Raw genomic sequence first — 24,290 nt, 5'->3', positions numbered from 1 at the left:
GGGGGGGGGGGGGAGGAAAACAAACCCCCCCCCCCCTCTTCTTCCTCCCCCCCCCCCCCCCCCCCCCCCCCCCCTGGGACCCCCTGCTCCCAGTCCAGCCGGTAGCGCGCGAACAGTTCGGCGCGCATCGAGGCGACCGGCATGCCCACGTTCGGCAGCACGATCGCGTAGACCGCGCCCATCAGCAGCGAGCGCAGCATCGGATAGTCGGTGTCGGCGTCCGGCGACCCGTGCCGCACGACCGTGTCCCGCAGCAGTTCGGCCAGCCGCCGCTGCTCCGGACACTGCACGAACCCCTCCGCCTGGAGCAGCCCCGCCATGTGCTGGCGCATCAGCACCGTACGGTCACCGGCCAGCCCCAGGACGGCGTCGATGGCCCGCGCCATGCGTTCCCGGCCGTCCTCGGTGCGCGGCTCCCGCTCCAGGGCCTCCTCCAGCGTGCGATGCATCAGCCGGTGCACGGCCGACTGCACCAGTTGGCGCTTGCCCGGGAAGTAGTACGACACCAGTCCGCGCGCCGAACCCGCCCGGTCCGCGATGTCGCCGAGCGTCGTCGCCTCGTAGCCGCGTTCGCCCACGAGCTCGACGGCCGCCTGCAGCAGCCGCTCGCGGGAACGCCGTCGCAATTCTTCGTTGACCGAGGCGCTGCGCGGGGACATTCTGAAACTCCTGCGTTGACTGGCTCTCAGCCAACTATACTCAGGACAACCCGGTGGCCTCCGGTCGGAGGTGCGCCGGGCTGCCGCCTGCTCTGGGCGACGCGGGGGATCGTCCAGAGTGGGCGCGTATCTTCCCCCGATAGTGGCCTCAGGCGCCTTTCCGGTGGCGGGAGCGCCTGTCCCGTGTCAGCCCACGAGGTCCAGTACCGGCCGCAGCCCGTCCGGACGCTCCGCGGCCGGCAGGTGGTCCACGAAGTGCACCGCGCAGCCCAGCGCCGCCGCCCCGCCGTCCGCGCGCCGGTCGTCGCCCACCATCAGCGTCGTCGCCGGATCGGCGCCGAGCGCCTCGCACGCCGCCGTGAACAGGCGCGCATCCGGCTTCTGCACCCCGTACTCGAACGACAGCACGTACGTGTCGACGAACGCGTCGAGGCCGTGCTCCCGGAACACCGGCCGCAGATCCCACCCGATGTTGCTCACCACGCCCACCCGGACGCCCCGCTCGCGCAGTGCGCTCAGCACCGGCAGGGCGTCCGGGTACGGGGCCCAGGCGGCCGGCGTCATGTGCCGGTCGTACAGAGCGTCGTGCAGGGCCGGGTCGGGCAGCGTCACCTGACGGGAGAGGCCGGTGTACGCGGCCCGGTGCAGCTCCGCGCTCTCGTCCCGCACCCGCCACAGACCGGCCAGCTCCTCGGGCATCCGCAGGGGAGCCGCGCCCCCCGGCAGCGCACCGGCCGACTCGAGGGCCCGGGCCGTGCGCACCAGCTCCGGTTCGGACAGCGTCATACCCGCGGCACCGAGCACCGCGCGCAGCCAGGACTCGGCGGACTCGATGCGGAAGAGGGTGCCGGAGAAGTCGAAGAGCACGGTGGCGGTCATGCGGTGGATCTTACGGACGGCCCGTGCCCCGCTCCAGGCGGCGGGGGGTCGTCCCGCCGCACACCGCAGGCGGGCGCCGCGTCGCGTCTACGGCCGCCACCGCACGTGGGCCGCGATCGCCAGCGCGACGACCATCGCTCCGAGGAGCCAGCCGCCGAGGACGTCCGTCGGCCAGTGGACGCCGAGCCAGACGCGGGTCAGGCCCACGCCGAGCACCGAGACCACCGCCAGGGCCAGCGCCGTACGCCACAGGGCGGCGCCGACGCCGTGGCGGTGCAGCAGCCACAGGAGGAGGCCGCAGACCACGGTGGCCGTCAGGGCGTGACCGGAGGGGAAGGCCGCGTAGTGGGCGGAGTCGACGGGATCGGGCCAGACCGGGCGGGAGCGGCCGACGGCGGCCTTCATGCCCTGCTGGAGGGCGGTGCCGACCGCCGAGGCGGTGACCAGCCACACCGCCGTCCACCAGGCCGAGCGCCGCCACACCAGCCACACCGCGACCGCCGCGACCAGCAGGCGCATGGTCAGCGGATCCCACACCCAGTCGGTGAGCACGCGGCAGACCTGGGTGAGGTCGGGGTCGGCGACGGCCCAGCGGTGCGTCGTGCGCGAGATGTCGCCGTCGGCGGAGATCAGGGGACGCCACTCGATCGCGACCAGGACGAGCAGCAGCAGGGATCCCACTCCCGTGGCCAGGGCGGCGCGGACTGCCGTGCGGTGGGGCGACGGTGCGGGCGGGGACTCGACGGACGGGGTGTGCATGGTGTGATCCTCGCCGAATCTCGGGGTTCCAAGCCAACGTGGGGGTGGGTTTTGGACCCTGGGGACCTTGCTCGGGTCCGGCTCGGACCTTGCCCCGGGTCCGGTTCGGACCTTGCGCGGGTCCCTGACTCTCAACTGACCTGACCTGACCTGACCTGACCTGACCTGACCTTGGCCGGGCCTGGCCGGGGTTCTGGCTCGGGCGCTGTGGCCTGTCCGGGGTTCTGGCTCGGGCGCTGCGCGGGCCTTGCAACCGGTCCTGGCTCGGGCTGTGTCCGCATCTTGCCCGGCTCCGGCTGTGTCCGGCTTCGGTCCGGGCGTTGCCGGCTCGTGTCCGCATCTTGCCCGGCTCCGGCCGCGCGCAGCTCCTGTCCGGACTCGCCCGCACCCCTTCCCGCGTTCTGTCCGGGCCTGCGCGGCTCTCGCCCGGGTGCCTGCCCGGCTTCGGTCCGGGCGCTACCCGGATCCCGCCCGGACCCGGCCCGGATCCCGCCCGGACCCCGTCCGTCCGCTCGGCGTGGGCTGCCCACCGCGGTGGTGCTCAGCCGAGGGCGTGCAGCCCCGGCACCAGCGTCACCAGGACCGGGATCACCGGCACCAGCGAGGCCGCCGCAGTCAGCCGGAGCCTGCGGGCCGCCGGGAGCCGCTCCGGGGGCGTCAGCAGCCGGTGCACCCGCTGGGGGACGTGGGCGTGCGGGGTGGGGGAGGGGCCGAACACGCCCCGATCCTCGTTGAGTTCGACCAGTGCGAGCGCGGTCGTCAGCCGGCCGAAGCGACGGGAGGCCGTGTCGTCGGCGGCGAGTTCCACCAGCCGGTGCATCTGGTCGCGGAACGCGGCGAACACCGGAACCTGCGGAAACCCGGTGGCCAGCGCCGTCGAGCAGTGCAGCAGCCAGTCGTGCCGCGCCTGGGCGTGCCCCTGCTCGTGCGCGAGCACCGCGTCGAGCTGGCGTCCCTTCAGGCGCCGCAACGCGGCCGTGGTGACGACCAGTCCCGGTGCGCCGCCGGCCAGCCACCAGGCGTCGGGCCGCTCGCCCTCCAGCACGACGAGCCGTCCGCTCGTCGGCTCCTCACCGGGCAGCAGCGGTGCCTGTGAGCGCAGTTCGGCCCGGCGGTGCCGCAGCAGGGTCCGGGACCGGACGACTTCCCGCACCAGCATCGCCCCGCTCCACAGCCCGGCACAGGCGAGCGTCACCGCGGTCGCAGCCGCCCACTGACCGCTCGCGCCCGTCGCGTACGCCTCGACGACGGCACTCGGGGCCGGCGCGAAGACATGCCCGCGCACCGCCTGCCAGGCGGCCGCCGCGCTCAGCGTCATCGACAGCGCGCAGCACAGCAGGACCGCCGCCACCACGCACTGCCACACCCACAACGCGACCACCGGTTCACGGTCCGGCCAGTCGGCCCGGGCCAGCAGCCGGGGGGCGACGACGGCGGTCAGGGCACCGAGCAGCAGCAGGACCGCGGGGACCATCATGGACAGCACCCTATGAGCGGCGCGCCGCTCAGGGGTACGGCTCGGCCCGGCAAAGTGACGCAGACCACGACCCGTCCGCGAGGCGGCTCGCCGATCACATCGCCAACAGCATCGCCAGCATCCCGATCGCCATCGACAACCGGCACGCCCGCGCCAGTTCGGGCCGGTCACTCCATGCGACGGTCCCCGCCCCGGCCCCGGCCGCCGGCAGCAGTCGGACCCCGGAGACGAGGACGAATCCCGTGAAGTACAGCAGCAGGACACCCGTCAGGAGGGGAACCCCCGAACCGCCGTGGCCGTGCCCGGAGCCGGGGGAGGCGGCCATCACGACCGCCATGTAGACCATGGCCGAGGCCCCCACCAGATGGTGCAGGTGGTGGGCGCTCGCGCGGGCCGCCCACAGCGCCCGCAGCGCGGCGGCGCCGAAGACCGCCGCATACACCGGCCAGGCCCACGCCGGCGGGGTGAACGCGGCCGCGGGCACGGCCATCACGGCCATGCCGAAGCCCATCAGCGCCTCGCCGCCCGCGGCCCGGCGCTGCTCCTCGTCCGAGCTGCGCATCCGCAGCAGGCAGTAGACGCCGGTCATCGCACACAGCGCGACCAGCAGCCAGCCGGGCGAAGCCGGTCCGTGCACGCGCACCTCCCCGCTCGACGACGGTCGGTCGAGGGATGCGATGCCCACGGCACGCGGCGCGCACGCAAGCGCAGAGGTGTACACGGGGAGCGTTCGGCGGAGCACGGTGTACGGGGGCCCGCCACTGCGCAGAGGTGTGCCTCGGATGCCGGATGCCGGATGCCGAGTGCCGGCCTGCTTTTTCAGGACGTGGGCGAACTGATCGGCGAGCGGGGCGTGGACACCCTCGTCGCCGTCGTCGTCGGCTTCGCCGCCGCGGTCGTCGTCACCGACCCCCGCGCCGGGGACCGTCTCGGACACGCCCTGACGGCCGCCGAACGCGCCCGTGAGCGCGCCGTCCGCCTCTCGCGGAGACACCCCCGGCCCCGCCGCCCTGGAATCCGCCGCCCGCACCCTCGCCCGCGCCCTGGACGACCTGCGCACCACGGCCGACGCCGCGATGGGCGAGCCGTGGCAGCGCGCCCTGCCCGAAGGGAGGGTCGCCGCCGCCGAACGGCCCGGACACCGTACGCTCGCGGCGACGGTACGCCGCCGGGGACTCCTTCCGCAGCGAGGGACCGCCCGGCCCGGAACGCGGACGCGAGAGCGGAGGACGCACGGCCATGACGGCGAGGCAGGGACGGCGCGTGGACGGGGCTCCCGAGGAATCCGAGGGTCCGACGGACCGGGAGCGGCAGGCACCCCCCGCGGCCACCCCCGGAACGCCCCGCGCCGACACCGTCTCCGCGGTGGTCGGACAGTGGCGGACCGTGCGGCCCGATCTCGACACCGCGCCCATGGAGATCATCGGCCGGGTCAACCGGTGTGCCGCCCTGCTCCAGCGGGCCGAGGACGCCCCGCTGCGCGGCGCAGGACTGAGCCGGCCGGAGTTCGACCTGCTCGGCGCGCTCCGCCGCACCGGGCACGAGCTGACCCCGGGCGACCTGGCCCGCGAGACCTTCTCCTCCGGTGCCGCGGTCACCAAGCGCCTGAAGCTGCTCACGGAACGCGGACTGGTGGAGCGCCGCAGCGACACCCGCGACCGCCGGGTCGCCCACGTCCGTCTGACCGACGCCGGCCGTGACCTCGTCGACGGCATCCTGCCCGAGCAGCTCGCCTACGAGCGCGCCTTCCTGTCCGCCCTCGACGGCCGGCGACAGGGCGAACTGGCCGGTCTCCTCGGCGAGCTGCTCAGGCGGCTGGAGGGCCACATGCAGGCCCTCAGGGCCTGACCACCCCCTCCGCCGTCCGGGCCCGGTACGGCACTCCGCAGGCCCTCAGAGATGGAACGCCCCCTCCGTCGGTTCCGACCGGGGGCCGGAGTGGTGCTCCGTGGACCTCAGGGCCCGAAGGCCCCCTCCGTCGGCGTGGTCGGCGGCGCGGGAGGTCCCGGGCGCTCCCTCCGTCGGCGTCGCTCGGGGGCCGGAGCGGTGCTCCGCGGGCCGGCAAGGCCCGAAACTCCCTCCCGTGGCCCACGCCGGCCGCTCGGGGCGGTGCCCCGCACTCCGGCGTGACCCGAACGCGTCCTTCCGCCAGCGGCGAAGGCGAAGGCGGCGTCGGCGGCGGGGCGAGGCGGCGCTCCGTCGGCCCTGCCCCTGGGCCCGGCCGCCCCCTCCCGTCGACGCCCGTGGCGGGCGGCGGCGTTCCGCCCGCGGTCGCCCCCGTCGTCCGGGCCGAGGGGCGGCCCCGGGGCGCCGTCGGTCAGGGCTGTGATCACAGCACGTCGTGGGCCGTGCGGCGGTAGGTGGAGCGCCGGTCGTCGATGGCCTGCCAGCGGTCGCCGTAGACGTTCCGGGTGACCTGGGGGTCACGCAGGAACTCGTGCGGGAAGCCGAGCGGCACCGCGCTCGCCTCGTCGAGGCGGGCCACCGCGTCGGCGTCCAGACGCACGTCGAGGCAGCCGAGGTTGTCGACGAGCTGGCTCTCCCGGGTGGCCGCGACGATCGGCACGACGTTGCCGGGCCGGCCCAGCAGCCAGGCGAGGGCCACCTGGGCCGGGCTCCAGCCGCCCTGTTCCGCGACCTCGAGAACGGCGCTGACGACGGCCTCCTCGCGCGGGTCCTCGTTCCCGGAGCCCAGCCGCCCGGACTCGCCCCGCCGGTACTTCCCGGTGAGCTTGCCCGCCGCGAGCGGCGCCCAGGCCAGCACCGCCAGGTCGAACGCCCGCGCCTGCGGCAGCAGTTCACGTTCCACCGTGCGCTCCAGCAGGTTGTACCGCAGCTGCGATCCGGCGAACGCCGTCCAACCGCGCAGCTCCGCGAGGGTGTTGGCCTGAGCGATCTCCCACGCGGGCCAGTCCGAGACGCCGACGTAGAGCACCTTGCCCGAGCGCACGAGGTCGTCGAGCCCGCGCATGACCTCGTCGACGGGCGTGAAGTGGTCGCGGGCGTGGACCCACAGCACGTCCAGCCGGTCGGTGCGCAACCGCTCCAGGCTCGCCTCCACCGACTGCACGAGGTTCTTGCGGTGGTTGCCCGCCGCGTTGACGTCGCCGTCGCGGATCCCGCACGTGTACTTGCTGGCCAGGACGAACTCCTCGCGTCGCCCCGCCAGCAACTCCCCGAGGAACCGCTCGGAGTCGCCGCCGGTGTAGATGTTGGCCGTGTCGACGAAGTTGCCGCCCGCCCGCGCGTAGACGTCCAGGATCTTCGCGCTGGTGTCCTTGTCGGCGCCCCAGCCCGGATCACCGCCCATGGTCATCGTGCCGAGGCTCAGCTCGCTCACCCGCAGGCCGGTCCTGCCGAACAGTGTGTACCGCATGTCTCTTCCCCCTCAGGGCCGTTCGTGGGAACGACGCTAGGGGCTGGAGCGCACTCCAGGGCAAACACGGCGACGGCCTCAGGGCTCGTCCCCGGACCGGTACACCCCGAACACCGCGCCCTGCGGGTCCCGCAGCACGGCGATCCGCGGGCCCTCGGGCACCGAGGTGGGCGCCATGAGCGCCGTGCCGCCCGCCTCCGCCGCCGTCGCCGCGGTGGCGTCCACGTCGGTCACCGAGAAGTACGGCAGCCAGTGCGGCGGCACCTCGTGCGGGAACTTGTCGTCCATCGTGATCATGCCGCCGAAGTCGGCGCCGCCGATGCCCCACCGGGTGTAGTGCTCGGAGGTGTGCACGGTCCAGCCGAAGACCGTCGTGTAGAAGGCCTCCACCCGCGAGGGGTCCCGGGTCAGCAGCTCCACCCAGCCCAGCGAGCCGGGCGCGTTGAACAGCCCCGCGCCCGGGAACGTCCGCGCCTGCCACAGCTGGAAGGCCGCGCCGCCCGGGTCCAGGGCCACCACGAAACGGCCCACGTCGAAGACGTCCATGGGGCCGACCAGGACCTTGCCGCCGACCTCCTCGATCATCCGCGCGGTGACATCGGCGTCGGAGACCGCGAACGACACGTTCCAGGCGACGGGCTGTGCTTCCTGGTAGAGCGGGCTCAGCGCGGCGACGGGCGCGTCACGCAGGTGGGCGACGGTGTAGCCGCCCGCCTCCTGCCGGGGGTCCGTCTCGCACCGCCAGCCGAACAGCTCGGCGTAGAACCGCTGGGCCGCCGCCAGGTCACTGGTGCCCAGCTCGGTCCAGCAGGGCCCGCCGGGCACGGGCGTGTCGAGCTTCATGGCGTTCCCTCCGAAGAGAAAGCACCCCCCACAGCACCCTTCGAAACTCTAAGCCCGGGCCCGGGCCCCGGCATCCGCTGGCCTCAGATGCCCGGGCGGTAGCGCAGCGGATGGTCCGCCGGCACCTCCACCAGCACGATCGGCGTCCCGTCCGGGTCCTCGATCCACATCTCGACCAGGCCCCACGGTTCCTTCACCGGCGGCCGCACGATCGCGACGCCCTTCGCGGCCAGTTCGTCGTGCGCCGCCGCCACGTCCGCGACCTGCATCCACAGCCGTACGCCCGGGTCCGGTGCGGTCGCGGAGCGCCCGGACAGCTCCAGGAAACCCCCGCCGAGGAAGTAGACGGTGCCCCGCTCCGGGCCCGTGCCGAACTCGCGGTGGACGGCGAGGCCCAGCCGGTCGCCGTAGAAGACGCGGGAGCGTTCGGGGTCGGTGGGGCGGATCAGGACCCTGCTGCTGAGTACATGCACCATGCATGCGGAGCGTAGTGGGTGACGGTCAGGGGTCCTTGCATCATGAGCGCCTGATCAGGCCGCGTGGTCCGGTGCCGTGCACCGCAAGGCGCCGGAGAGTCCTCGTAGCGGAGCCACCACGGCTTGCCGGCAACGCGGCGAGGTGCGGTACCGGACCACGCGGCCAGGCGCTCATGCAAGGACCCCTTAGGCTCGTCGGTGCCGAGCCGCGTCCGAGATGGGAGACCGCCAGCATGGAGAGCACCGTCGAGACCAGCACCGAACTCACCTTCCGTGAAGCCTTGGCCACCGACGTGGACGCGCTCGTCGCGCTCGTCGAGTCGGCCTACCGCGGGGACGCGAGCAGGGCAGGCTGGACCACCGAGGCGGACATCCTGGAAGGGCAGCGCACCGACGCCGAGGGCGTCCTGGCGATCATCGAGTCGCCCGACAGCCGGCTGCTGGCCGTCGAGCGGGACGGCCGGATCGTCGCCTGCTGCCAGCTCGAGCACCGCGGCGACCACGCGTACTTCGGCATGTTCGCGGTCAGCCCCACCGCCCAGGGCGGCGGCCTCGGCAGGACCGTCCTCGCGGAGGCCGAGCGCCGGGCCCGCCAGGCGTGGGGCGTCGCCGAGATGCACATGACGGTGATCTCCGTGCGCGACGACCTGATCGCCTGGTACGAGCGGCGCGGCTACCGCCGCACCGGACGGATGACGCCGTTCCCCTACGGCGACGAGCGCTTCGGCATCCCGCAGCGCGACGACCTCCGGTTCGAACTGCTGGTCAAGCCCCTCGCCTGAGCCGGCCCGGGACGATCCTGCGGGCGCGTGGTCACAGGGTGGCTCGGGCCGTGCCCTTGGTGTCGGGCCGGTCGGTGGTCGCGCCGTCCAGACCGAGGGCCCGCACCAGCCGCAGGTGCTGCGGTGTGTTGACCACCCAGGCGAGGACGCGCAGGTCCCGGGCGCGGGCCTGCTCGACGATCTCCAGGGTCAGGCGCCGGATGTCGAGGCACAGCGTCGCGGCGCCCACGTCCACCGCCCGCCGCACGATGTCGACCCCGTAGCGGCCGCCGATGAGCGCGGTGCGCACGCCGGGCACCAGCCGGGCGATCTCGGCGACCGCCTCGTCGTGGAACGAGGACACCTCCACCCGCTCCGCCAGGTCCCGCTCGCGCAGCACCTCGGCCAGCGCCCGCGCCGCGCGCACGTCCTTGATCTCCGCCTGCAACGGCAGCGACACGGCCTCCAGGACCTCCTCGAAGACCGGGACGCGCTCGCCGGCCCCCGCGTCGAGCGCGCGCAGCTGCGCGAGGGTCAGCTCCGCGACCGGCCCGCTGCCGTCGGTCGTGCGGTCCACGTCGGCGTCGTGCATGACCACGAGCGCCCCGTCCCGGCTCAGGTGCAGATCGAGCTCGACCGCGTCGAGGCCGGCCCGCTCGGCGGCGACGAACGACCGCAGGGTGTTCTCGGGTTCGACGGCCATGACGCCGCGGTGACCGATGGTGAGCAGATCCACGAATCGACTCGCTTCCGTAGACGGCTGCGCTGGAGCAGCTCGCAGCGTAGCCAAAGCCGTTGGACAGCCGGTGGAGTACAGGAAAAAGTTCGGTGACCATGCGTGCACGCAGGACGTTTTCCCGCCTCTCCCCTTGCTGAGAGGAAGCCCGTATGCCTACGGTGTCCTTACGCGAGGTTCTCCTGTGGAGGGTGGGACATGACGGAAATTCTTGTGCAGGTGGGTTCGGGGGAACAGGTTCCTCCCGCGGCCAGGGTGGTGGAGCACCCGGCGTGGCCCGTGCTCAAGGATGCCGTGGAGCGGATCCGCCCCTGGCAGTCGAAGGACGGTTCGATCGACTTCGCGGCCGAGGGCGCCCCGGAGCGCGGTGACGCCGAGCAGGCCGTCGGCCGGGTCATCGAGGCCGTCGAGGAGCTCTCCCCGCTGCTGGCGCACGACGCCGACTACCACCGCGCCCTGGTCAAGGACCTGCGCCGCTGGGCGGAGGGCGGCTTCGAGGTGCCCGACTTCCTCGACTCGCTGCTGGCCTTCCAGCCCGCCGCCGACCGCCGCGACGGCCTCCAGCACCTGGTGCTGTTCCCGATGTACACGCAAAACGGCAACCCGGACCGCAACCTCGAGGCGGTCGTGCTGCGCATGGTCTGGCCGGACTGGCTGGCCGAGCTGGAGCGCACCCGCTACGACAACCCGCTGTTCTGCGGCATCACCTTCGAGGACTTCACGGCCGGCTACGACACCAACTCGGCCGTCCTCTTCCCGGAGACCATCGCCGTGCGCGAGGCGCCGGAACGCTTCTCCTGGGGCGGCATCTTCTGCGACCGCGAGGCCGCCCGCTTCCGCCGCGTCACCGCCGCCGTCGTCGACATCCTGGGTCTGGAGCTGCCCGAGGACACCGCCGCGATGGTCCAGGACCGGAAGCGCTGCGAGGAGGCCTTCGTCCTGTGGGACATGGTCCACGACCGCACCCACAGCCACGGCGACCTGCCCTTCGACCCGTTCATGATCAAGCAGCGCCAGCCGTTCTGGATGTACGGCCTGGAGGAGCTGCGCTGCGACCTGACCGCCTTCAAGGAGGCCGTCAAGCTGGAGGCCGACGGCGTCCCGCAGGCCCGTGACGTGCAGTACGCGGTGCTCTTCGACCGCATGTTCCGCTTCCCCGTCACCGGCGAGCGCGTGCGCAACTACGACGGCCTCGGCGGTCAGCTCCTCTTCGCATACCTGCACAAGCACGACGTCGTCCGCTGGACCGACAACAAGCTGTTCATCGACTGGCAGCGCGCCCCGCAGGTCACCAACGAGCTGTGTGCCGAGATCGAGCAGCTCTACCGCGACGGCATCGACCGCCCCAAGCTCGTCCACTGGTTCGCCGGGTACGAGCTGGTCTCCACCTACCTCGCCCCGCACCCCGGCTCCCGGTGGGCCAAGGGCCCCGACGCCCTGGACCTGACCCAGCCGCCGCGCAAGCTCGTCGATGACGTGCTTCCGGACGAGTTTCCGCTGAGCATGTTCTATGAGGCACTGTCCAAGAAGCTGAAGAACGTGATCGCCTCCACCAAGGGCATCACGGCTGACGGGGCCGAGCGGATCGCCGCGTGAGCGACCTGCGGACCGAGAACACTGCTCAGGAGGCGAAGATCATGGGGAACGGGGCTCTCAGCGGTGCGGTGATCGCGGTGGCCGGTGCGGGTGGACCCGCCGGCCGGGCGGCGCTGCTCCGGCTCGCGGAGGCGGGCGCCACGGTCGTGGGTGCCGACAACGACCCGGAGCGGCTCGCGGAGGCCGTGGACGCTGCGCGCTACGCGTCCGGCGGCGCGAGCGTCACCGGCGAGCCGGTCGACCTGCTCGACCTGAAGTCCACCCGTGAGTGGGCCGGCCGCATCGAGCAGGACTTCGGACGGGTCGACGGCCTGGTCCACCTCGTCGGTGGCTGGCGCGGCAGCGAAACCTTCATCAAGACCAGCCTCGACGACTGGGACTTCCTCGAGCTGCTGCTCATCCGCACCGTGCAGCACACGTCGCTGGCGTTCTTCGAGAGCCTTCAGCGCAGTGAGCGCGGCCGGTACCTGCTGATCAGCGCCGCCGGTGCCACCAAGCCGTCCGCGGGCAACGCCGCGTACGCCGCCGCCAAGGCCGCCGCCGAGGCCTGGACGCTCGCGCTGGCCGACGCCTTCCGCAAGGCCGGGGGTGCCGAGGGGCCGACCTCCGCGGCTGCGATCCTGGTGGTGAAGGCGCTGGTGCACGACGCGATGCGCGCCGAGCGACCCAACGCGAAGTTCGCGGGTTTCACGGACGTCAAGGACCTCGCCGAGGCCATCACCGACGTCTGGGAGAAGCCCGCCGCCGAAGTGAACGGACACCGTCTGTGGCTCACCGAGAAGCCGTGAACCCGACCGCTTACACACAGGCCCGTCGCCACCACGATCCCGACGTCCGAGGTTTCGCCAGCGACAACTACGCCGGGGCCCACCCGGAGGTGATGGCCGCCCTGGCCCTGGCCAACGGCGGCCATGAGGTCGCCTACGGCGAGGACCGGTACACCGACAACCTCCAGCGGATCATCCGCAGCCACTTCGGCGCCACGGCGGAGGCGTTCCCGGTCTTCAACGGCACCGGCGCCAACGTCGTCGCGCTCCAGGCGGTCACCGACCGCTGGGGCGCGGTGATCTGCGCCGAGAGCGCCCACATCAACGTCGACGAGGGCGGCGCGCCCGAGCGCATGGGCGGCCTGAAGCTGCTCACCGTCCCCACCCCCGACGGCAAGCTCACCCCCGAGCTGATCGACCGGCAGGCCTGGGGCTGGGAGGACGAGCACCGCGCGATGCCGCAGGTCGTCTCGATCACCCAGAGCACGGAACTCGGCACGCTGTACACGCCCGAGGAGATCCGCGCGATCTGCGACCACGCCCACGCGCACGGCATGAAGGTCCACCTCGACGGCTCCCGGATAGCCAACGCGGCGGCCTCGCTCGACGTGCCGATGCGGACGTTCACCAACGCGGTCGGCGTCGACATCCTCTCCCTGGGCGGCACGAAGAACGGCGCGATGTTCGGTGAGGCGGTCGTCGTCGTCAACCAGGACGCCGTCCGACGGATGAAGCACCTGCGCAAGCTGTCCATGCAGCTCGCCTCCAAGATGCGGTTCGTCTCCGTGCAGTTGGAGGCGCTCCTCGCCAAGGACCTGTGGCTGCGCAACGCCCGCCACGCCAACGAGATGGCCCAGCGGCTGGCCGAGGGCGTCCGGGCCGTGCACGGTGTGGAGATCCTGTACCCGGTCCAGGCCAACGGGGTGTTCGCCCGACTGCCGCACGACGTGAGCGAGCGCCTGCAGAAGCGGTTCCGCTTCTACTTCTGGGACGAGGCGGCCGGCGTGGTGCGCTGGATGTGCGCCTTCGACACGACCGAGGAGGACGTGGACGCGTTCGTGGCGACGCTGAAGGAGGAGATGGCCCGCTAGCGGCCCACTGCCGCCCACCATCATGCATAGGTATGCGATCGCTCGAAAATCTATTGACCTCGGGTGATCGCATTCCTATGCTCGGCGGGCATGGAGCTGATCCAGGAGAACCCCGACCTGTCCGCCTATCTGGCCGCCGACGAGGTCATCGACCATCACCATCCCCTGGTGCGGGACACCGCCGCGCGCCTCGCCCGGGAGGCGGATGATTCGTATGCCTATGCGCGACTGGCGTTCGATTTCGTGCGCGACACCATCCCCCACTCACAGGACTCCGGCGACCTGCGGGTCACCTGGCGCGCCTCCGACGTCCTGGAGCAGCGGACCGGCATCTGCTACGCCAAGGCCCACGCCCTGGCCGCCCTGCTGCGGGCCGAGGACATCCCGACCGCGCTGTGCTACCAGAAGTTCGACGTGGTGCACGGACTCGTCGCCGTCCGCTTCCACGGCTCCTGGCACCGCCAGGACCCGCGCGGCAACAAACCCGGTGTCGACGCCCGATTCTCCCTGGACGGCGAGCGGCTGGCCTTCCTTCCCGACACCGGGGCCGGCGAACTCGACGACCCGGTCCTGTACGCCACACCCCACCCGGCGGTCCTGCGCGCACTGCGTGCCGCCCGCGACCGGCCGCACCTCTGGGCGACGCTCCCCACCGCCCTCTGAGCCCCACCGTCCTCTGAGCCCCCACCGTCCTCTGAGCCCCCACCGTCCTCTGAGCCCCCACCGTCCTCTGAGCCCCACCGCCCACGCGTCCGGTCGCAGTCGCTCACCTCCCCGCCATGCGCGACGGGGGAGAGCCCGCAGGTGCCGACGCGGACGAGAGGGACGGGATTCGGCAGGCGCACCGGACCGGGAGGGCTGGTCGGCATACGGCGGGTTCGCGCCGGGCGAGGCCCACGCCGACTTCGCCCACACCCGGCCCTCCACGGACATCGAGGCCGACGTGGAGGGCCTGGTCGCCGAGGTCGCGGAGGACCCCGAGGCCTTCGCGATCCTCTACGCCGCCGAGCGCGCCCGGTTCGCCCGCTGCCCGGAGCGCCTCGACCCCCGGGGCCGCGACCCCGACTGCCGTCCGGCGCCGGGCGAGGACCGGTTCCGGACCCCGGTCACCTACTGGGTCGACAGCGACCTCGAGCGAAGCGGTCCTCGCCGTCGACGGTGACGGTGCAGCCGTAGTCGCCGAGTTCCTCCACCCCGCCCGCATCGGTGTCCGTGACCCGGGAGTCGTCGGGGACCAGATCGCGCACGGCGCCGGCGGGCAGTACCCCGTCACGGGCGCCGCGGATCAGCCACCACTCGTGGAGGCACGGCCGGGCGATCCAGCCGCCCGGGCCCAGCACCGCCGACCGCCACCGACACCTTGATCCAGCGCCGCATCCTCGCCCCCGTAGCGCGTTCGGCGGACAACGGCCGGGCGGGGCGGTCACCCAGGGGTCCCGGACACCCGGCTCACGGTTCCCGGCCGGGACCCTGTCGGCCGCCGCACCGCCCGCGCGGGCCGGGGCGGGGGAGCGTCAGCGGGCCTCGGCCGCGCGCACCTGCTCGGGCGTCGGTGCCGTACCGCCCAGGTGGGCCGGCATCCACCAGGTGTCGTTCGCGTCCTTGGGGCGTACCGGGTAGGCGCGCTGGGCGGCCTCCAGGAGCTCCTGGACCCGCTCGCGCAGCTGACGGGTGATCGCGCCGGCGTACTTGTCGCGGGACGCCTCGATGGCTTCGCCGACCCGGATGGTGACGGGGGTGTGGCTGCGCTTGAAGTTGCGCGGGTGGCCCTTGGTCCACAACCGCTGTGTGCCCCACACGGCCATCGGGACAAGCGGCACGCCCGCCTCCTGGGCCAGCCGGGCGGCACCCGACTTGAAGCTCTTCAGGGTGAACGACTCCGAGATCGTGGCCTCCGGGAAGACCCCGACGATCTCGCCGGAGCGCAGCGAGTCCAGAGCGTGGGCGTAGGCGGCCTCGCCCTGCTTGCGGTCGACCGGGATGTGCTTCATGCCGCGCATCAGGGGACCGGAGATCCGGTGCCGGAAGACCGACTCCTTCGCCATGAACCGCACGAGACGCTTCTGCGGGAGCGCCGCCAGACCGTTGAAGATGAAGTCGAGGTAACTGATGTGGTTGCTCACCAACACGGCACCACCCGAGCGCGGAATGTTCTCCGAGCCCTTGCAGTCGATCTTGAGGTCCCAGACCTTGAACAGTGTCTGGGCGAGGCCGACGACCGGACGGTAGACAAGCTCTGCCATGGGCGGGGCGGACCCTTCTTCTCTCTGCCCGGGACGGTCTCCCGCAGCAAAGTTACGCAGCCGTAGGTTTACGGCATCTCGCAGATCGTGCCCCAAGAACGGCCGGGGAGCCAGTCCTGGTGCCCCCCAGCCGCGAGATCCTCGTCACGTCACCCCGCGACCCACCTCCGGCTGTGGGTCACCGTCACCCCGCCCGGACCGACAGCCGCCGCACGAGCAGGTACGTCTCGCGTCCCAGGCAGTGGCCGAACGCGGCGTTCGGAAACGCGGCCGCCGGCGCCGCGCCGGTCGCCGCCGACCCCAGCCACGCGATGCCGGCGTGAACCCGACCAGCCCCTCACGCGAACGGGCCACGCCGCCCGCCGCCCGCCGCCCGCCGCGCCGAGCGCGAACGCCGGCGTCTGCCCGGCGCGCACCCGGGCGCTCCCGGTGATCAGTGCGACCGTCGGCACCGCGGTCGTCACGGCCGCCCCGAAGCGCGGCCCCCTCGCATCGATGTCCATGAATCATGCTTTCCGCAGCGGCAAGCCGACGGTGAGGCGGGCATCCTTGCAGTCTTGCGATGGGTTGTGCCAAGGATGACCGGACTCATGGTGTGCGGGGCGGTGCTCGCGGCGGCGAACACCTTCAAGGTGCTGCACCGGCGGCGGAACGGGAGGAAGCGCGTGAGCGGGCGCGACGACGGACAGCGGCTCGGAGCCGACCGGCTGGGAGGGGCACTGGGCGAGCGCGCGACGCTCGTGCAGTTCTCCACCGCCTTCTGCGCCCCCTGCCGGGCCACCCGCCGGATCCTCGGCGAGGTCGCCGGCATGGTCCCGGGCGTGACCCACCTGGAGATCGACGCCGAGGCCCGCCTGGACCTCGTCCGCGAGCTCGGCATCCTCAGGACGCCCACCGTGCTGGTCCTCGACGCCGACGGCAGGGTGGTGCGCCGCGCCGCCGGCCAGCCCCGCAGGGCCGACGTCATCGCGGCGCTGGGGGAGGCCGTCTGACGCGGGCGTCGGCCCGTGAGACACCTCCCAGATCCCGGGACGCACTTGACTGCGCACGCCACCTATCGTCAGCCTGACCGTATGCCTGAGGAACTCCTTCTGCACGGCCGGGTCCACCTCGACCTCGCCCGTACCGCGAGCGCGTGCTGTCCGGGTCGTTGAACAGCCACCCACGCCGCCGCCCTCTCTCGCAGAAGGACCACTCCATGACGGCCACGTCCGGCCTCGGCACCCCTCGGCTCGCCTCCCCCGACCTGCTGCGCTCCGTCTTCCGCCGGCACGCCGCCGGGGTCGCCGTGATCACCGCGCCCGGCGAGAGCGGCCCGGCCGGCTTCACCGCGACCTCCCTGACCTCGGTCTCCGCCGAGCCCCCGATGGTGTCCTTCGGCATCGGCACCGGAGCTTCGAGCTGGCCGGCCGTGTCGCGGGCGGACCACGTCGGGGTGCACATACTCGGCGAGCACCAGCAGGAGCTCGCCGCCACCTTCGCCCGCAGCGGCGCCGACCGCTTCGGCGCCCCCACCGCGTGGCGCGAGGGGCCGCGGGGGGTGCCCGTCCTGGACGACGTGCTGGCCTGGCTGGTGTGCAGGGTCGTCGCGCGCGTCCCCGCAGGAGACCACCGCATCGTGCTGGCGGAGGTGGTCGTCGGCGACCCGGCCGGCGCCGGCCGCCCGCTGCTCTACCACCAGGGGCGCTTCACCGCCCTGCGTGATTGATCACTGCCCCGCCGCCCTGCGGAACCGTCGGGTTCCGATTACGCTGCGTTGCACAGGTCACAGTTCAAAGCGCTTGCTTAGCGGGAACGAACTGGGTGTACTGACGAGTAATATTCGGTCGGAGCACAGGCCGCCCCGACCGGGATCGGCCGCTTGTGGCGCCTATGCTGCCTGCAAGAGAAGGCAGCCGAGAACTGACGATGCAGTAGGAGAGCCGGCGTGAGCTTGAGGATCGTTGTCACTGTGAAGTACGTGCCCGACGCCACTGGCGACCGGCACTTCGCCGATGACCTGACCGTCGACCGGGACGACGTGGACGGTCTGCTCTCCGAGCTCGACGAGTACGCGGTCGAGCAGGCGCTGCAGATCTCCGAGAACTCCGACGACGACGTGGAGATCACCGTCCTGACGGTGGGCCCGGAGGACGCCAAGGACGCCCTGCGCAAGGCGCTGTCCATGGGCGCGGACAAGGCGATCCACGTCGAGGACGACGACATCCACGGCACCGACGCCATCGGCACCTCCCTGGTTCTGGCCAAGGCGATCGAGAAGGCCGGTTACGACCTCGTCATCTCCGGCATGGCCTCCACCGACGGCACCATGGGCGTCGTCCCCGCGCTGCTCGCCGAGCGTCTGGGCGTGCCGCAGGTGACCCTGCTGTCCGAGGTCTCCGTCGAGGACGGCACGGTCAAGGGCCGCCGCGACGGCGACGCCGCCTCGGAGAACCTCGAGGCGTCCCTGCCGGCCGTCGTGTCGGTCACCGACCAGTCGGGCGAGGCGCGTTACCCGTCCTTCAAGGGCATCATGGCGGCCAAGAAGAAGCCGGTTCAGTCCTGGGACCTGTCCGACCTCGACATCGAGGCCGAGGAGGTCGGCCTGGAGGGCGCCTACACCACGGTCGACGGCGCGGCCGAGCGCCCCGCCCGTACCGCGGGCACGATCGTCAAGGACGAGGGCGAGGGCGGCAAGCAGCTCGCTGAGTTCCTCGCGGGCCAGAAGTTCATCTGAGCACCGCAGTCGCCGACCGCCCCTCATCTTTCGCAAGCAGGAGAGAAGAAGTCCCATGGCTGAAGTTCTCGTCTACGTCGACCACGTGGACGGCGCCGTCCGCAAGCCCACCCTGGAGCTGCTGACCCTGGCCCGCCGCATCGGCGAGCCCGTCGCCGTCGCGCTGGGCAGCGGCGCCGGTGACACCGCCACCACGCTCGCCGAGCACGGCGCGGTCAAGGTCCTCACGCACGAGGCCGCCGAGTACGCCGACTACCTGGTCGTCCCGAAGGTCGACGCGCTCCAGGCCGCCCACGAGGCCGTGTCCCCGGCCGCCGTGCTGGTCCCGTCCTCCGCCGAGGGCAAGGAGATCGCCGCCCGTCTGGCGCTGCGTCTCGGATCGGGCATCATCACCGACGCCGTCGACCTCGAGGCCGGCGACGAGGGCCCGGTGGCCACCCAGTCGGTGTTCGCCGCGTCCTTCACCACCAAGTCCCGCGTCTCCAAGGGCACCCCGGTCATCACGGTCAAGCCCAACAGCGCCGCCGTCGAGGCCGCCCCGGCGGCCGGCGCGGTCGAGGCCCTGAACGTCTCCTTCTCCGCCCAGGCGACCGGCACCAAGGTCACCGGCCGCACGCCGCGTGAGTCGACGGGCCGCCCGGAGCTGACCGAGGCCGCGATCGTGGTCTCCGGCGGCCGCGGGGTCAACGGCGCGGAGAACTTCGCGATCATCGAGGCGCTCGCCGACTCGCTCGGCGCGGCCGTCGGTGCCTCGCGTGCCGCGGTGGACGCCGGCTGGTACCCGCACACCAACCAGGTCGGCCAGACCGGCAAGTCCGTCTCGCCGCAGCTGTACATCGCCAACGGCATCTCCGGCGCGATCCAGCACCGTGCCGGCATGCAGACCTCGAAGACCATCGTGGCGATCAACAAGGACCCCGAGGCCCCGATCTTCGACCTGGTCGACTACGGCGTCGTCGGCGACCTCTTCGACGTCGTCCCGCAGCTCACCGAGGAGATCAACACCCGCAAGGGCTGATCGGCTCCCGGCTGTACGAGGCCCCCGCGACCCCACCGGTCGCGGGGGCCTCGGCTCATTCCAGGCTCACCGTGGCCTGCACCGGCAGATGGTCGCTCGGGTACTGTCCGTCGGCCGCGTAGGTGTTCACCCAGGTCCGGTGGACCGTCACGTCCGGTGTCGCCAGGATCCAGTCGATGCGGTCACCGCCCGGCCTGAGCGCCCGGTACCCGTGGTAGGTCCCGTACGACACGCCGCGCCCACGCGCGGTGTCCCAGGTGTCGACGAGGCCGGCGTCCAGCAGCACGCCGTGGACCGGGCTGCGATGGGCCGCGGCGTTGAAGTCGCCGGTCACCAGCAGCGGCAGCGACGGGTCGAACGCGGCGATCCGCGAGGAGATCAGGGCGGCGGAGCGCATCCTGGCGTACTGGCTCGCGTTGTCGAGATGGGTGTTGATCAGGCAGAACTCCCGGCCCCCGGCCCGCAGATCGCGGAAGCGGGCCCAGGTGACCATCCGCGGGTTGGCCGCGCCCCAGGTGTTGGAGCCGAGCGCCTTCGGCGTGTCGGACAGCCAGAAGTGGGCGTGTTCGACAGGGGCGAGCCGCCGGGTGTCGTAGAGGACGGCCACCGATTCGTCGTCGTCACGGCTGCGCCCGGTGCCTATCCAGGCGTAGCGTCCCCCGAGGTCCTCGACGATGTCGCGCACCTGCGGTAAGAGCCCCTCCTGGGTGCCGACGACGTGCGGGGCCGCCTCGTGCAGCAGGGCGTGCACGACCGGGCGGCGGACCGCCCAGCTGTTGGGCTCCCGGGTGCTCGCGAACCGCAGGTTGAACGTCATGACCTCCAGTGGCGGGACGCGCACCGCCCGACGCATGCGTCCGTCCCGGGCCGCGGACGCGCGCACCGTCCCGAGCAAGGGCACGGCGACGGCTGCCGCCATGACGGTCCTCAGTCCCGTGCGGCGCGTCATGCTCCCGGTGCCCGGCATGTGCCCCCTCTCCTCGTGAGCCAGGATGAAGGGGAGACCGGCCGGACGGAAGGGGGGCGGAGGGGCGGGAGGCTGACCGGAGGACGGACAGGGTGTTGACCCGCGGGAAGATCCACGGATAGCTTCATTCTACGGATTGTTGATTCCGTAAAGCGGAAAACGGGAGGGTGTCGGATGGGTCAGGGCCAGCAGCAGGTGGCGACGAGTCTCGCGGGCACCGTCAGCGAGGAGATCAGCGCCTCCCTCGCCCCGGTCGACGCCGAGCTCGAGCGCCGCTACCCCGGCGACCCCGGCACCCGCCAGCCCGTCCACACCGTGTACGTGCCCGGCGACGCCTTCGCCGCCGACACGATCCGCTCCTGGGGCGACCGGGCCCTCGCCGCCCTCGACGAGCACGCGCCCGACGCCGCGTCCCTCGCCGCCGTCCTCGGCCTGTCCGACGACCTCGCCGAGCCGGTCCACGCACGCGTGCGGGCCAAACTGGAGCGCGAACCGATCGAGGACCTGCGCGTCGACTTCGAGGACGGTTACGGCCCGCGCCCGGACGCCGAGGAGGACGAGGCGGCCGCCCGGGCCGCCCGGCTGATCGCCGAGGCGCACGCCGAGGGCACCGGGGCCCCGTACACGGGCATCCGCATGAAGTGCATGGAGGCCGCCGTCCGCCACCGGGGCATCCGCACCCTGGACGTCTTCCTCACCGGCCTGACCGAGGCCGGCGGGCTGCCGGACGGGCTGGTCCTCACCCTGCCGAAGGTGACCTACCCCGAGCAGGTCACCGCCATGGTCCGGCTTCTGGAGGCCTTCGAGAAGGCGCGCGGTCTCGCCCCCGGACGGCTCGGCTTCGAGATCCAGATCGAGACCAGCCAGTCCATCCTCGCCGCCGACGGCACCGCCACCGTCGCCCGCATGATCCAGGCCGCCGAGGGTCGGGCCACGGGCCTGCACTACGGCACCTTCGACTACAGCGCCTGCCTCGGCGTCTCCGCCGCCCATCAGTCCAGCGACCATCCGGCCGCCGACCACGCCAAGGCGGTCATGCAGGTCGCGGCCGCCGGCACCGGCGTACGGGTCTCGGACGGCTCCACCAACGTCCTGCCGGTCGGCCCCACCGAGAAGGTCCACGACGCCTGGCGGCTGCACTACGGCCTCACCCGCCGAGCCCTCGCCCGCGCCTACTACCAGGGCTGGGACATGCACCCCGGCCACCTCCCGACCCGCTACGCGGCCGTCTTCGCCTTCTACCGGGAGGGCTTCGCCCAGGCCGCCGAGCGCCTGTCCCGCTACGCCGACCGGGCCGGCGGCGACGTGATGGACGAGCCGGCCACCGCCAAGGCGCTCAGCGGCCATCTGCTGCGCGGTCTGGACTGCGGTGCGCTCGACCTCGACGAGGTGACCGCGGCGACCGGTCTGACCCGGGCCGCCCTGGAGACGTTCGCGGCACCCCGGCGCGGTGGTCTGACCGCTGCCGCGCAGTAGCCGCCGACGCGCGGTCGGCTACTGCGCGGCCACCGCGGCTACTGCTCGGGGAAGGTGTACGGGGTGGTGATGATCTCCATCCCGTGCCCCGACGGGTCCATGAAGTACAGTCCCCGGCCGCCGTGGTGGTGGTTGATCTCACCCGGCTGCTTCCCGTGCGGATCGGCGTAGTACGTGACGTCCGCCTTCCGGATGCGCTCGAACGCCGCGTCGAACTCCTCGTCGGAGAGGAGGAAGGCGTAGTGCTGCATGACGATCGACTCCGCCGGGACGGTGGCGAAGTCCAGGGTGACGCCGTTGGCGGTGTCGACCGGGACGAACGGCCCCCACTCGGTCCCGACTTCGAGTCCCAGGACGTGGGCGAGGAACTCGGCGGACTCCCGGTTGTCACGGGAGTGGATGATGGTGTGGTTCAGCTCGACTGACATGTGTGGAATGCCTCCGTAAGGCAATCTCACGGGCACCTCCATGCCTCACCCAGCCGGTGACCGACACGCGATGCCGTGTGATCATCCTAACGGACGAGGAGATGCTCGAGCCCGGACTTCGTCACCAGCCCCTCCGACGCGAACAGCCGGGTCCCGCGCTCGCACAACCCCGCGTCGGCCCGCGCACGGGCGCAGAACTCCTCCGGGGTCGCCCCGAACAGGCGCCGCAACTCGGCCGACCCCCTGAGGAGTTCGGAGATCAGGGCGCGCTGGCCTGGATGGTCGCGGGGGGCGCCGTCGCCGTCGTGCAGAACGCCGTGCCGGTTGACGTACGCGAACGCCTCCGGGAGGGTCTCGCCGTTCTCCAGCTCGATGCGGGCCTGCGCGGCGGGGAGCAGGGCCCGGGCGTAGTTGCCGTGGGGGAGCGGCACGCCCTCGCTGGCGTCGATCGCCGCGAGCTGCCGGGCGTCCAGCCAGATGACGAACAACTCCCTTGTCGCCTCGGGCGCCTTGACGGGGGAGGCGGACACGTAGCCGAGGCGGCTGACGTGCGCGGAGACGCCGACGCCGATGCCGGTGACGCGGACTTTGACCATCGGGACGGGCGAGGTGATCGAGAACTCGGTCATCTTGTGGCGCAGTTGACCGGGACAGGCGTTGGAGCCGACGGCCAGGACCGGTGTCCGCCCGGGGAACGTCAGCCGGTCCAGCGGCAGCAGCCGGTCCCCCTCCAGCAGCCCGGACTCCGCCGGCCAGGCCCCGGGATAGCTCAGCGGCCGGTCGCGCGGCGCGTCCGCCAGGCGCAGGGTCTCGAGGGTGCGGTGCTCGTGACGCTCGTACACCGGCGGCCTCAGTCCGCCGGGGGCAGCTCGCCCGAGCCGCGGGTGATCAGCCGGGTCGGCAACTGGATGCGCTCGGGCACGAGCAGCGTGCCGTCCAACTGCCGGAACAGCCGGTCCCCGGCGGTCCGGCCGATGGCCGCCGCGTCCTGGGCGACCACGGTGACGCCCGGCTGGAGCAGATCGGCGAGCTCCAGATCGTCGAAGGCCACCAGGGCGACCCGGCGGGCCTGCTCGGCGAGCACCCGGATCACGGTGACCGTCACCCGGTTGTTGCCGGAGAAGACCGCCGTGACCGGCGCCGGACCGGACAGCATCACCTCGGCGGCCCGCCGCACCCGGCCCGGATCGGTGGACCCGAGGGACATCCAGGCGTCCTCGACCTCGATGCCCGCGTCCGCCATCGCGGCCCGGTAGCCCCGAAGCCGTTCAGCGGCCGTGTGGATGCGCGGCATGTCACCGATGAAGCCGATCCTGCGGTGGCCGTGCGCGACCAGATGGGCGACCCCCTCCCGGGCGCCCCCGAAGTTGTCCGACAGGACGCAGTCGGCGTCGATCCGGCCGGCCGGCCGGTCCACGAAGACCGTGGCCACGCCCGCCTTGATCTCCGGCTCCAGGTAACGGTGGTCGTCACCGGCCGGGATGACCACCAGCCCGTCCACCCGGCGCGCGCACAGCGCCAGCGCCAGTTCCTGCTCCCGCACCGGGTCCTCGGCGCTGGAGCCGTTGATGAGCAGCGCCCCGTGCGCCCTGGCCACCTCCTCCACCGCGCGGCTGAGCGGGCCGTAGAACGGGTCGGCGAGGTCCTCCAGGACCAGGCCGATGCTCGCGGTGCGGCCCTTGCGCAGCACCCGCGCGCTGTCGTTGCGCCGGAAGCCGAGCGCCTCGATGGCCTCCTGCACGCGCCGCTCGGTCTCCGGCGTGACGCCCGGCTCGCCGTTCACCACGCGCGAGACGGTCTTCAGGCCCACTCCGGCGCGGGCCGCGACGTCCTTCATGGTGGGACGGTTGCCGTAGCGGCTTCCGGCGATGCCGACCGGGCGGCGGGGCGTCTCGGGCACGGTGCGGGTGTCCTGTCCTGTGGTCCACGGGGACGGCCGTCGCACCCGATCGCTCCCGGGGGGTGCACGCGTCCCTGGTCTGTATGAGGATGTAGCGTCGAGCATAGGCCCTGGACAACGTT

At 72.6% G+C, this 24,290-nt stretch carries 26 protein-coding genes and 1 pseudogene; 12 read left to right on the top strand and 15 right to left on the bottom strand.

Going from position 1 to position 24,290, the window contains the following annotated elements:
• The 5 genes from ACZ4YY_RS22820 to ACZ4YY_RS22800 form a co-directional block, all read right to left on the bottom strand.
• A partial coding sequence (locus tag ACZ4YY_RS22820) for a TetR/AcrR family transcriptional regulator (protein ID WP_468293056.1) occupies positions 1-659 on the bottom strand: 659 nt, incomplete at its 3' end.
• Positions 660-845: 186 nt separating this feature from the next.
• The gene (locus ACZ4YY_RS22815; protein WP_468293053.1) at positions 846-1,538 is read right to left on the bottom strand and encodes an HAD family hydrolase; all 693 of its coding nucleotides are present in this window, start codon (positions 1,536-1,538) and stop codon (positions 846-848) included.
• An 87-nt stretch (positions 1,539-1,625) separates the two neighbouring features.
• Entirely contained in the window at positions 1,626-2,297 is a 672-nt protein-coding gene (locus tag ACZ4YY_RS22810) for a phosphatase PAP2 family protein (RefSeq protein WP_468293050.1), read from the bottom strand.
• Positions 2,298-2,838: 541 nt separating this feature from the next.
• Entirely contained in the window at positions 2,839-3,774 is a 936-nt protein-coding gene (locus ACZ4YY_RS22805) for a M56 family metallopeptidase (RefSeq protein WP_468293047.1), read from the bottom strand.
• A gap of 94 nt (positions 3,775-3,868) precedes the next feature.
• On the bottom strand, positions 3,869-4,411 hold the full coding sequence (locus ACZ4YY_RS22800) for a DUF5134 domain-containing protein (protein WP_468293044.1): 543 nt from the start codon (positions 4,409-4,411) through the stop codon (positions 3,869-3,871).
• Positions 4,412-5,013: 602 nt separating this feature from the next.
• Between ACZ4YY_RS22800 and ACZ4YY_RS22795 the strand changes: the two genes are divergently transcribed.
• Positions 5,014-5,622: a MarR family winged helix-turn-helix transcriptional regulator gene (locus ACZ4YY_RS22795; RefSeq protein ID WP_468293041.1), complete on the top strand. Its 609-nt coding sequence runs from the start codon at positions 5,014-5,016 to the stop codon at positions 5,620-5,622.
• 481 nt (positions 5,623-6,103) lie between these two features.
• Here the strand turns inward: ACZ4YY_RS22795 and ACZ4YY_RS22790 are convergent, their stop codons facing one another.
• From ACZ4YY_RS22790 to ACZ4YY_RS22780, 3 genes are all read right to left on the bottom strand, one after another.
• A complete protein-coding gene (locus ACZ4YY_RS22790; RefSeq protein ID WP_468293038.1) occupies positions 6,104-7,150 on the bottom strand; it encodes an aldo/keto reductase in 1,047 nt (348 codons plus the stop codon).
• 78 nt (positions 7,151-7,228) lie between these two features.
• Positions 7,229-7,993, bottom strand: a complete 765-nt coding sequence (locus tag ACZ4YY_RS22785; RefSeq protein ID WP_468293036.1) for a VOC family protein — start codon at positions 7,991-7,993, stop codon at positions 7,229-7,231.
• Positions 7,994-8,076: 83 nt separating this feature from the next.
• The gene (locus tag ACZ4YY_RS22780; protein WP_468293033.1) at positions 8,077-8,469 is read right to left on the bottom strand and encodes a VOC family protein; all 393 of its coding nucleotides are present in this window, start codon (positions 8,467-8,469) and stop codon (positions 8,077-8,079) included.
• Positions 8,470-8,702: 233 nt separating this feature from the next.
• Here ACZ4YY_RS22780 and ACZ4YY_RS22775 point away from each other — a divergent pair, with 233 nt between their 5' ends.
• On the top strand, positions 8,703-9,251 hold the full coding sequence (locus tag ACZ4YY_RS22775; RefSeq protein ID WP_468293030.1) for a GNAT family N-acetyltransferase: 549 nt from the start codon (positions 8,703-8,705) through the stop codon (positions 9,249-9,251).
• A gap of 31 nt (positions 9,252-9,282) precedes the next feature.
• Here ACZ4YY_RS22775 and ACZ4YY_RS22770 read toward each other — a convergent pair whose 3' ends face one another.
• Positions 9,283-9,966, bottom strand: coding sequence for a glycerophosphodiester phosphodiesterase (locus tag ACZ4YY_RS22770; RefSeq protein ID WP_468293027.1), 684 nt, complete (start codon positions 9,964-9,966; stop codon positions 9,283-9,285).
• Between the two features lie 198 nt (positions 9,967-10,164).
• Between ACZ4YY_RS22770 and ACZ4YY_RS22765 the strand changes: the two genes are divergently transcribed.
• The 5 genes from ACZ4YY_RS22765 (at position 10,165) to ACZ4YY_RS22745 (ending at position 14,582) form a co-directional block, all read left to right on the top strand.
• Positions 10,165-11,562: a DUF6421 family protein gene (locus tag ACZ4YY_RS22765; RefSeq protein ID WP_468293025.1), complete on the top strand. Its 1,398-nt coding sequence runs from the start codon at positions 10,165-10,167 to the stop codon at positions 11,560-11,562.
• Between the two features lie 41 nt (positions 11,563-11,603).
• A complete protein-coding gene (locus tag ACZ4YY_RS22760) occupies positions 11,604-12,350 on the top strand; it encodes an SDR family NAD(P)-dependent oxidoreductase (RefSeq protein WP_468293241.1) in 747 nt (248 codons plus the stop codon).
• Positions 12,347-13,420, top strand: coding sequence for a threonine aldolase family protein (locus ACZ4YY_RS22755; protein ID WP_468293022.1), 1,074 nt, complete (start codon positions 12,347-12,349; stop codon positions 13,418-13,420). Before ACZ4YY_RS22760 ends, ACZ4YY_RS22755 begins: the two co-directional genes overlap by 4 nt.
• Positions 13,421-13,510: 90 nt before the next feature.
• Positions 13,511-14,083: a transglutaminase domain-containing protein gene (locus tag ACZ4YY_RS22750; protein ID WP_468293019.1), complete on the top strand. Its 573-nt coding sequence runs from the start codon at positions 13,511-13,513 to the stop codon at positions 14,081-14,083.
• Positions 14,084-14,363: 280 nt separating this feature from the next.
• Positions 14,364-14,582, top strand: a complete 219-nt coding sequence (locus ACZ4YY_RS22745; protein WP_468293017.1) for a hypothetical protein — start codon at positions 14,364-14,366, stop codon at positions 14,580-14,582.
• Positions 14,583-14,934: 352 nt separating this feature from the next.
• Here the strand turns inward: ACZ4YY_RS22745 and ACZ4YY_RS22740 are convergent, their stop codons facing one another.
• Together ACZ4YY_RS22740 and ACZ4YY_RS22735 are read right to left on the bottom strand one after the other, a co-directional pair.
• Positions 14,935-15,663, bottom strand: a complete 729-nt coding sequence (locus tag ACZ4YY_RS22740) for a lysophospholipid acyltransferase family protein (protein ID WP_468293014.1) — start codon at positions 15,661-15,663, stop codon at positions 14,935-14,937.
• Positions 15,664-15,847: 184 nt separating this feature from the next.
• Positions 15,848-16,166 (bottom strand): annotated as a pseudogene (locus ACZ4YY_RS22735) (DUF4395 family protein).
• Between the two features lie 75 nt (positions 16,167-16,241).
• Between ACZ4YY_RS22735 and ACZ4YY_RS22730 the strand changes: the two are divergent.
• The 4 genes from ACZ4YY_RS22730 to ACZ4YY_RS22715 all read left to right on the top strand — a co-directional run bounded on the left by ACZ4YY_RS22730 (position 16,242) and on the right by ACZ4YY_RS22715 (position 19,397).
• Positions 16,242-16,655, top strand: coding sequence for a TlpA family protein disulfide reductase (locus ACZ4YY_RS22730; RefSeq protein ID WP_468293011.1), 414 nt, complete (start codon positions 16,242-16,244; stop codon positions 16,653-16,655).
• Between the two features lie 206 nt (positions 16,656-16,861).
• Positions 16,862-17,371: a flavin reductase family protein gene (locus ACZ4YY_RS22725; RefSeq protein WP_468293008.1), complete on the top strand. Its 510-nt coding sequence runs from the start codon at positions 16,862-16,864 to the stop codon at positions 17,369-17,371.
• Positions 17,372-17,590: 219 nt separating this feature from the next.
• On the top strand, positions 17,591-18,379 hold the full coding sequence (locus ACZ4YY_RS22720) for an electron transfer flavoprotein subunit beta/FixA family protein (RefSeq protein WP_031139245.1): 789 nt from the start codon (positions 17,591-17,593) through the stop codon (positions 18,377-18,379).
• Between the two features lie 55 nt (positions 18,380-18,434).
• Positions 18,435-19,397 carry an electron transfer flavoprotein subunit alpha/FixB family protein gene (locus tag ACZ4YY_RS22715; RefSeq protein ID WP_468293006.1) on the top strand — a complete coding sequence of 321 codons (963 nt, stop codon included), beginning with the start codon at positions 18,435-18,437 and terminating at the stop codon, positions 19,395-19,397.
• 55 nt (positions 19,398-19,452) lie between these two features.
• On the opposite strand, the gene ACZ4YY_RS22710 is transcribed toward ACZ4YY_RS22715, so the two are convergent.
• A complete protein-coding gene (locus ACZ4YY_RS22710) occupies positions 19,453-20,364 on the bottom strand; it encodes an endonuclease/exonuclease/phosphatase family protein (protein ID WP_468293005.1) in 912 nt (303 codons plus the stop codon).
• A 174-nt stretch (positions 20,365-20,538) separates the two neighbouring features.
• Between ACZ4YY_RS22710 and ACZ4YY_RS22705 the strand changes: the two genes are divergently transcribed.
• Positions 20,539-21,840 carry a DUF6986 family protein gene (locus ACZ4YY_RS22705; protein WP_468293002.1) on the top strand — a complete coding sequence of 434 codons (1,302 nt, stop codon included), beginning with the start codon at positions 20,539-20,541 and terminating at the stop codon, positions 21,838-21,840.
• Positions 21,841-21,878: 38 nt separating this feature from the next.
• Here ACZ4YY_RS22705 and ACZ4YY_RS22700 read toward each other — a convergent pair whose 3' ends face one another.
• The 3 genes from ACZ4YY_RS22700 to ACZ4YY_RS22690 form a co-directional block, all read right to left on the bottom strand.
• On the bottom strand, positions 21,879-22,268 hold the full coding sequence (locus tag ACZ4YY_RS22700; protein WP_468292999.1) for a VOC family protein: 390 nt from the start codon (positions 22,266-22,268) through the stop codon (positions 21,879-21,881).
• An 86-nt stretch (positions 22,269-22,354) separates the two neighbouring features.
• Positions 22,355-23,110, bottom strand: a complete 756-nt coding sequence (locus ACZ4YY_RS22695; RefSeq protein WP_468292997.1) for a hypothetical protein — start codon at positions 23,108-23,110, stop codon at positions 22,355-22,357.
• Between the two features lie 8 nt (positions 23,111-23,118).
• Positions 23,119-24,168 (bottom strand): LacI family DNA-binding transcriptional regulator, encoded by a 1,050-nt coding sequence (locus tag ACZ4YY_RS22690; RefSeq protein ID WP_468292994.1) that lies wholly within the window; start codon positions 24,166-24,168, stop codon positions 23,119-23,121.
• Positions 24,169-24,290: the final 122 nt, after the last annotated feature.

This window comes from Streptomyces sp. NPDC030143 (assembly GCF_055573695.1).
The sequence above is the reverse complement of the archived record's forward strand: the minus strand, read 5'-3'. Positions and strand labels throughout refer to the sequence as shown.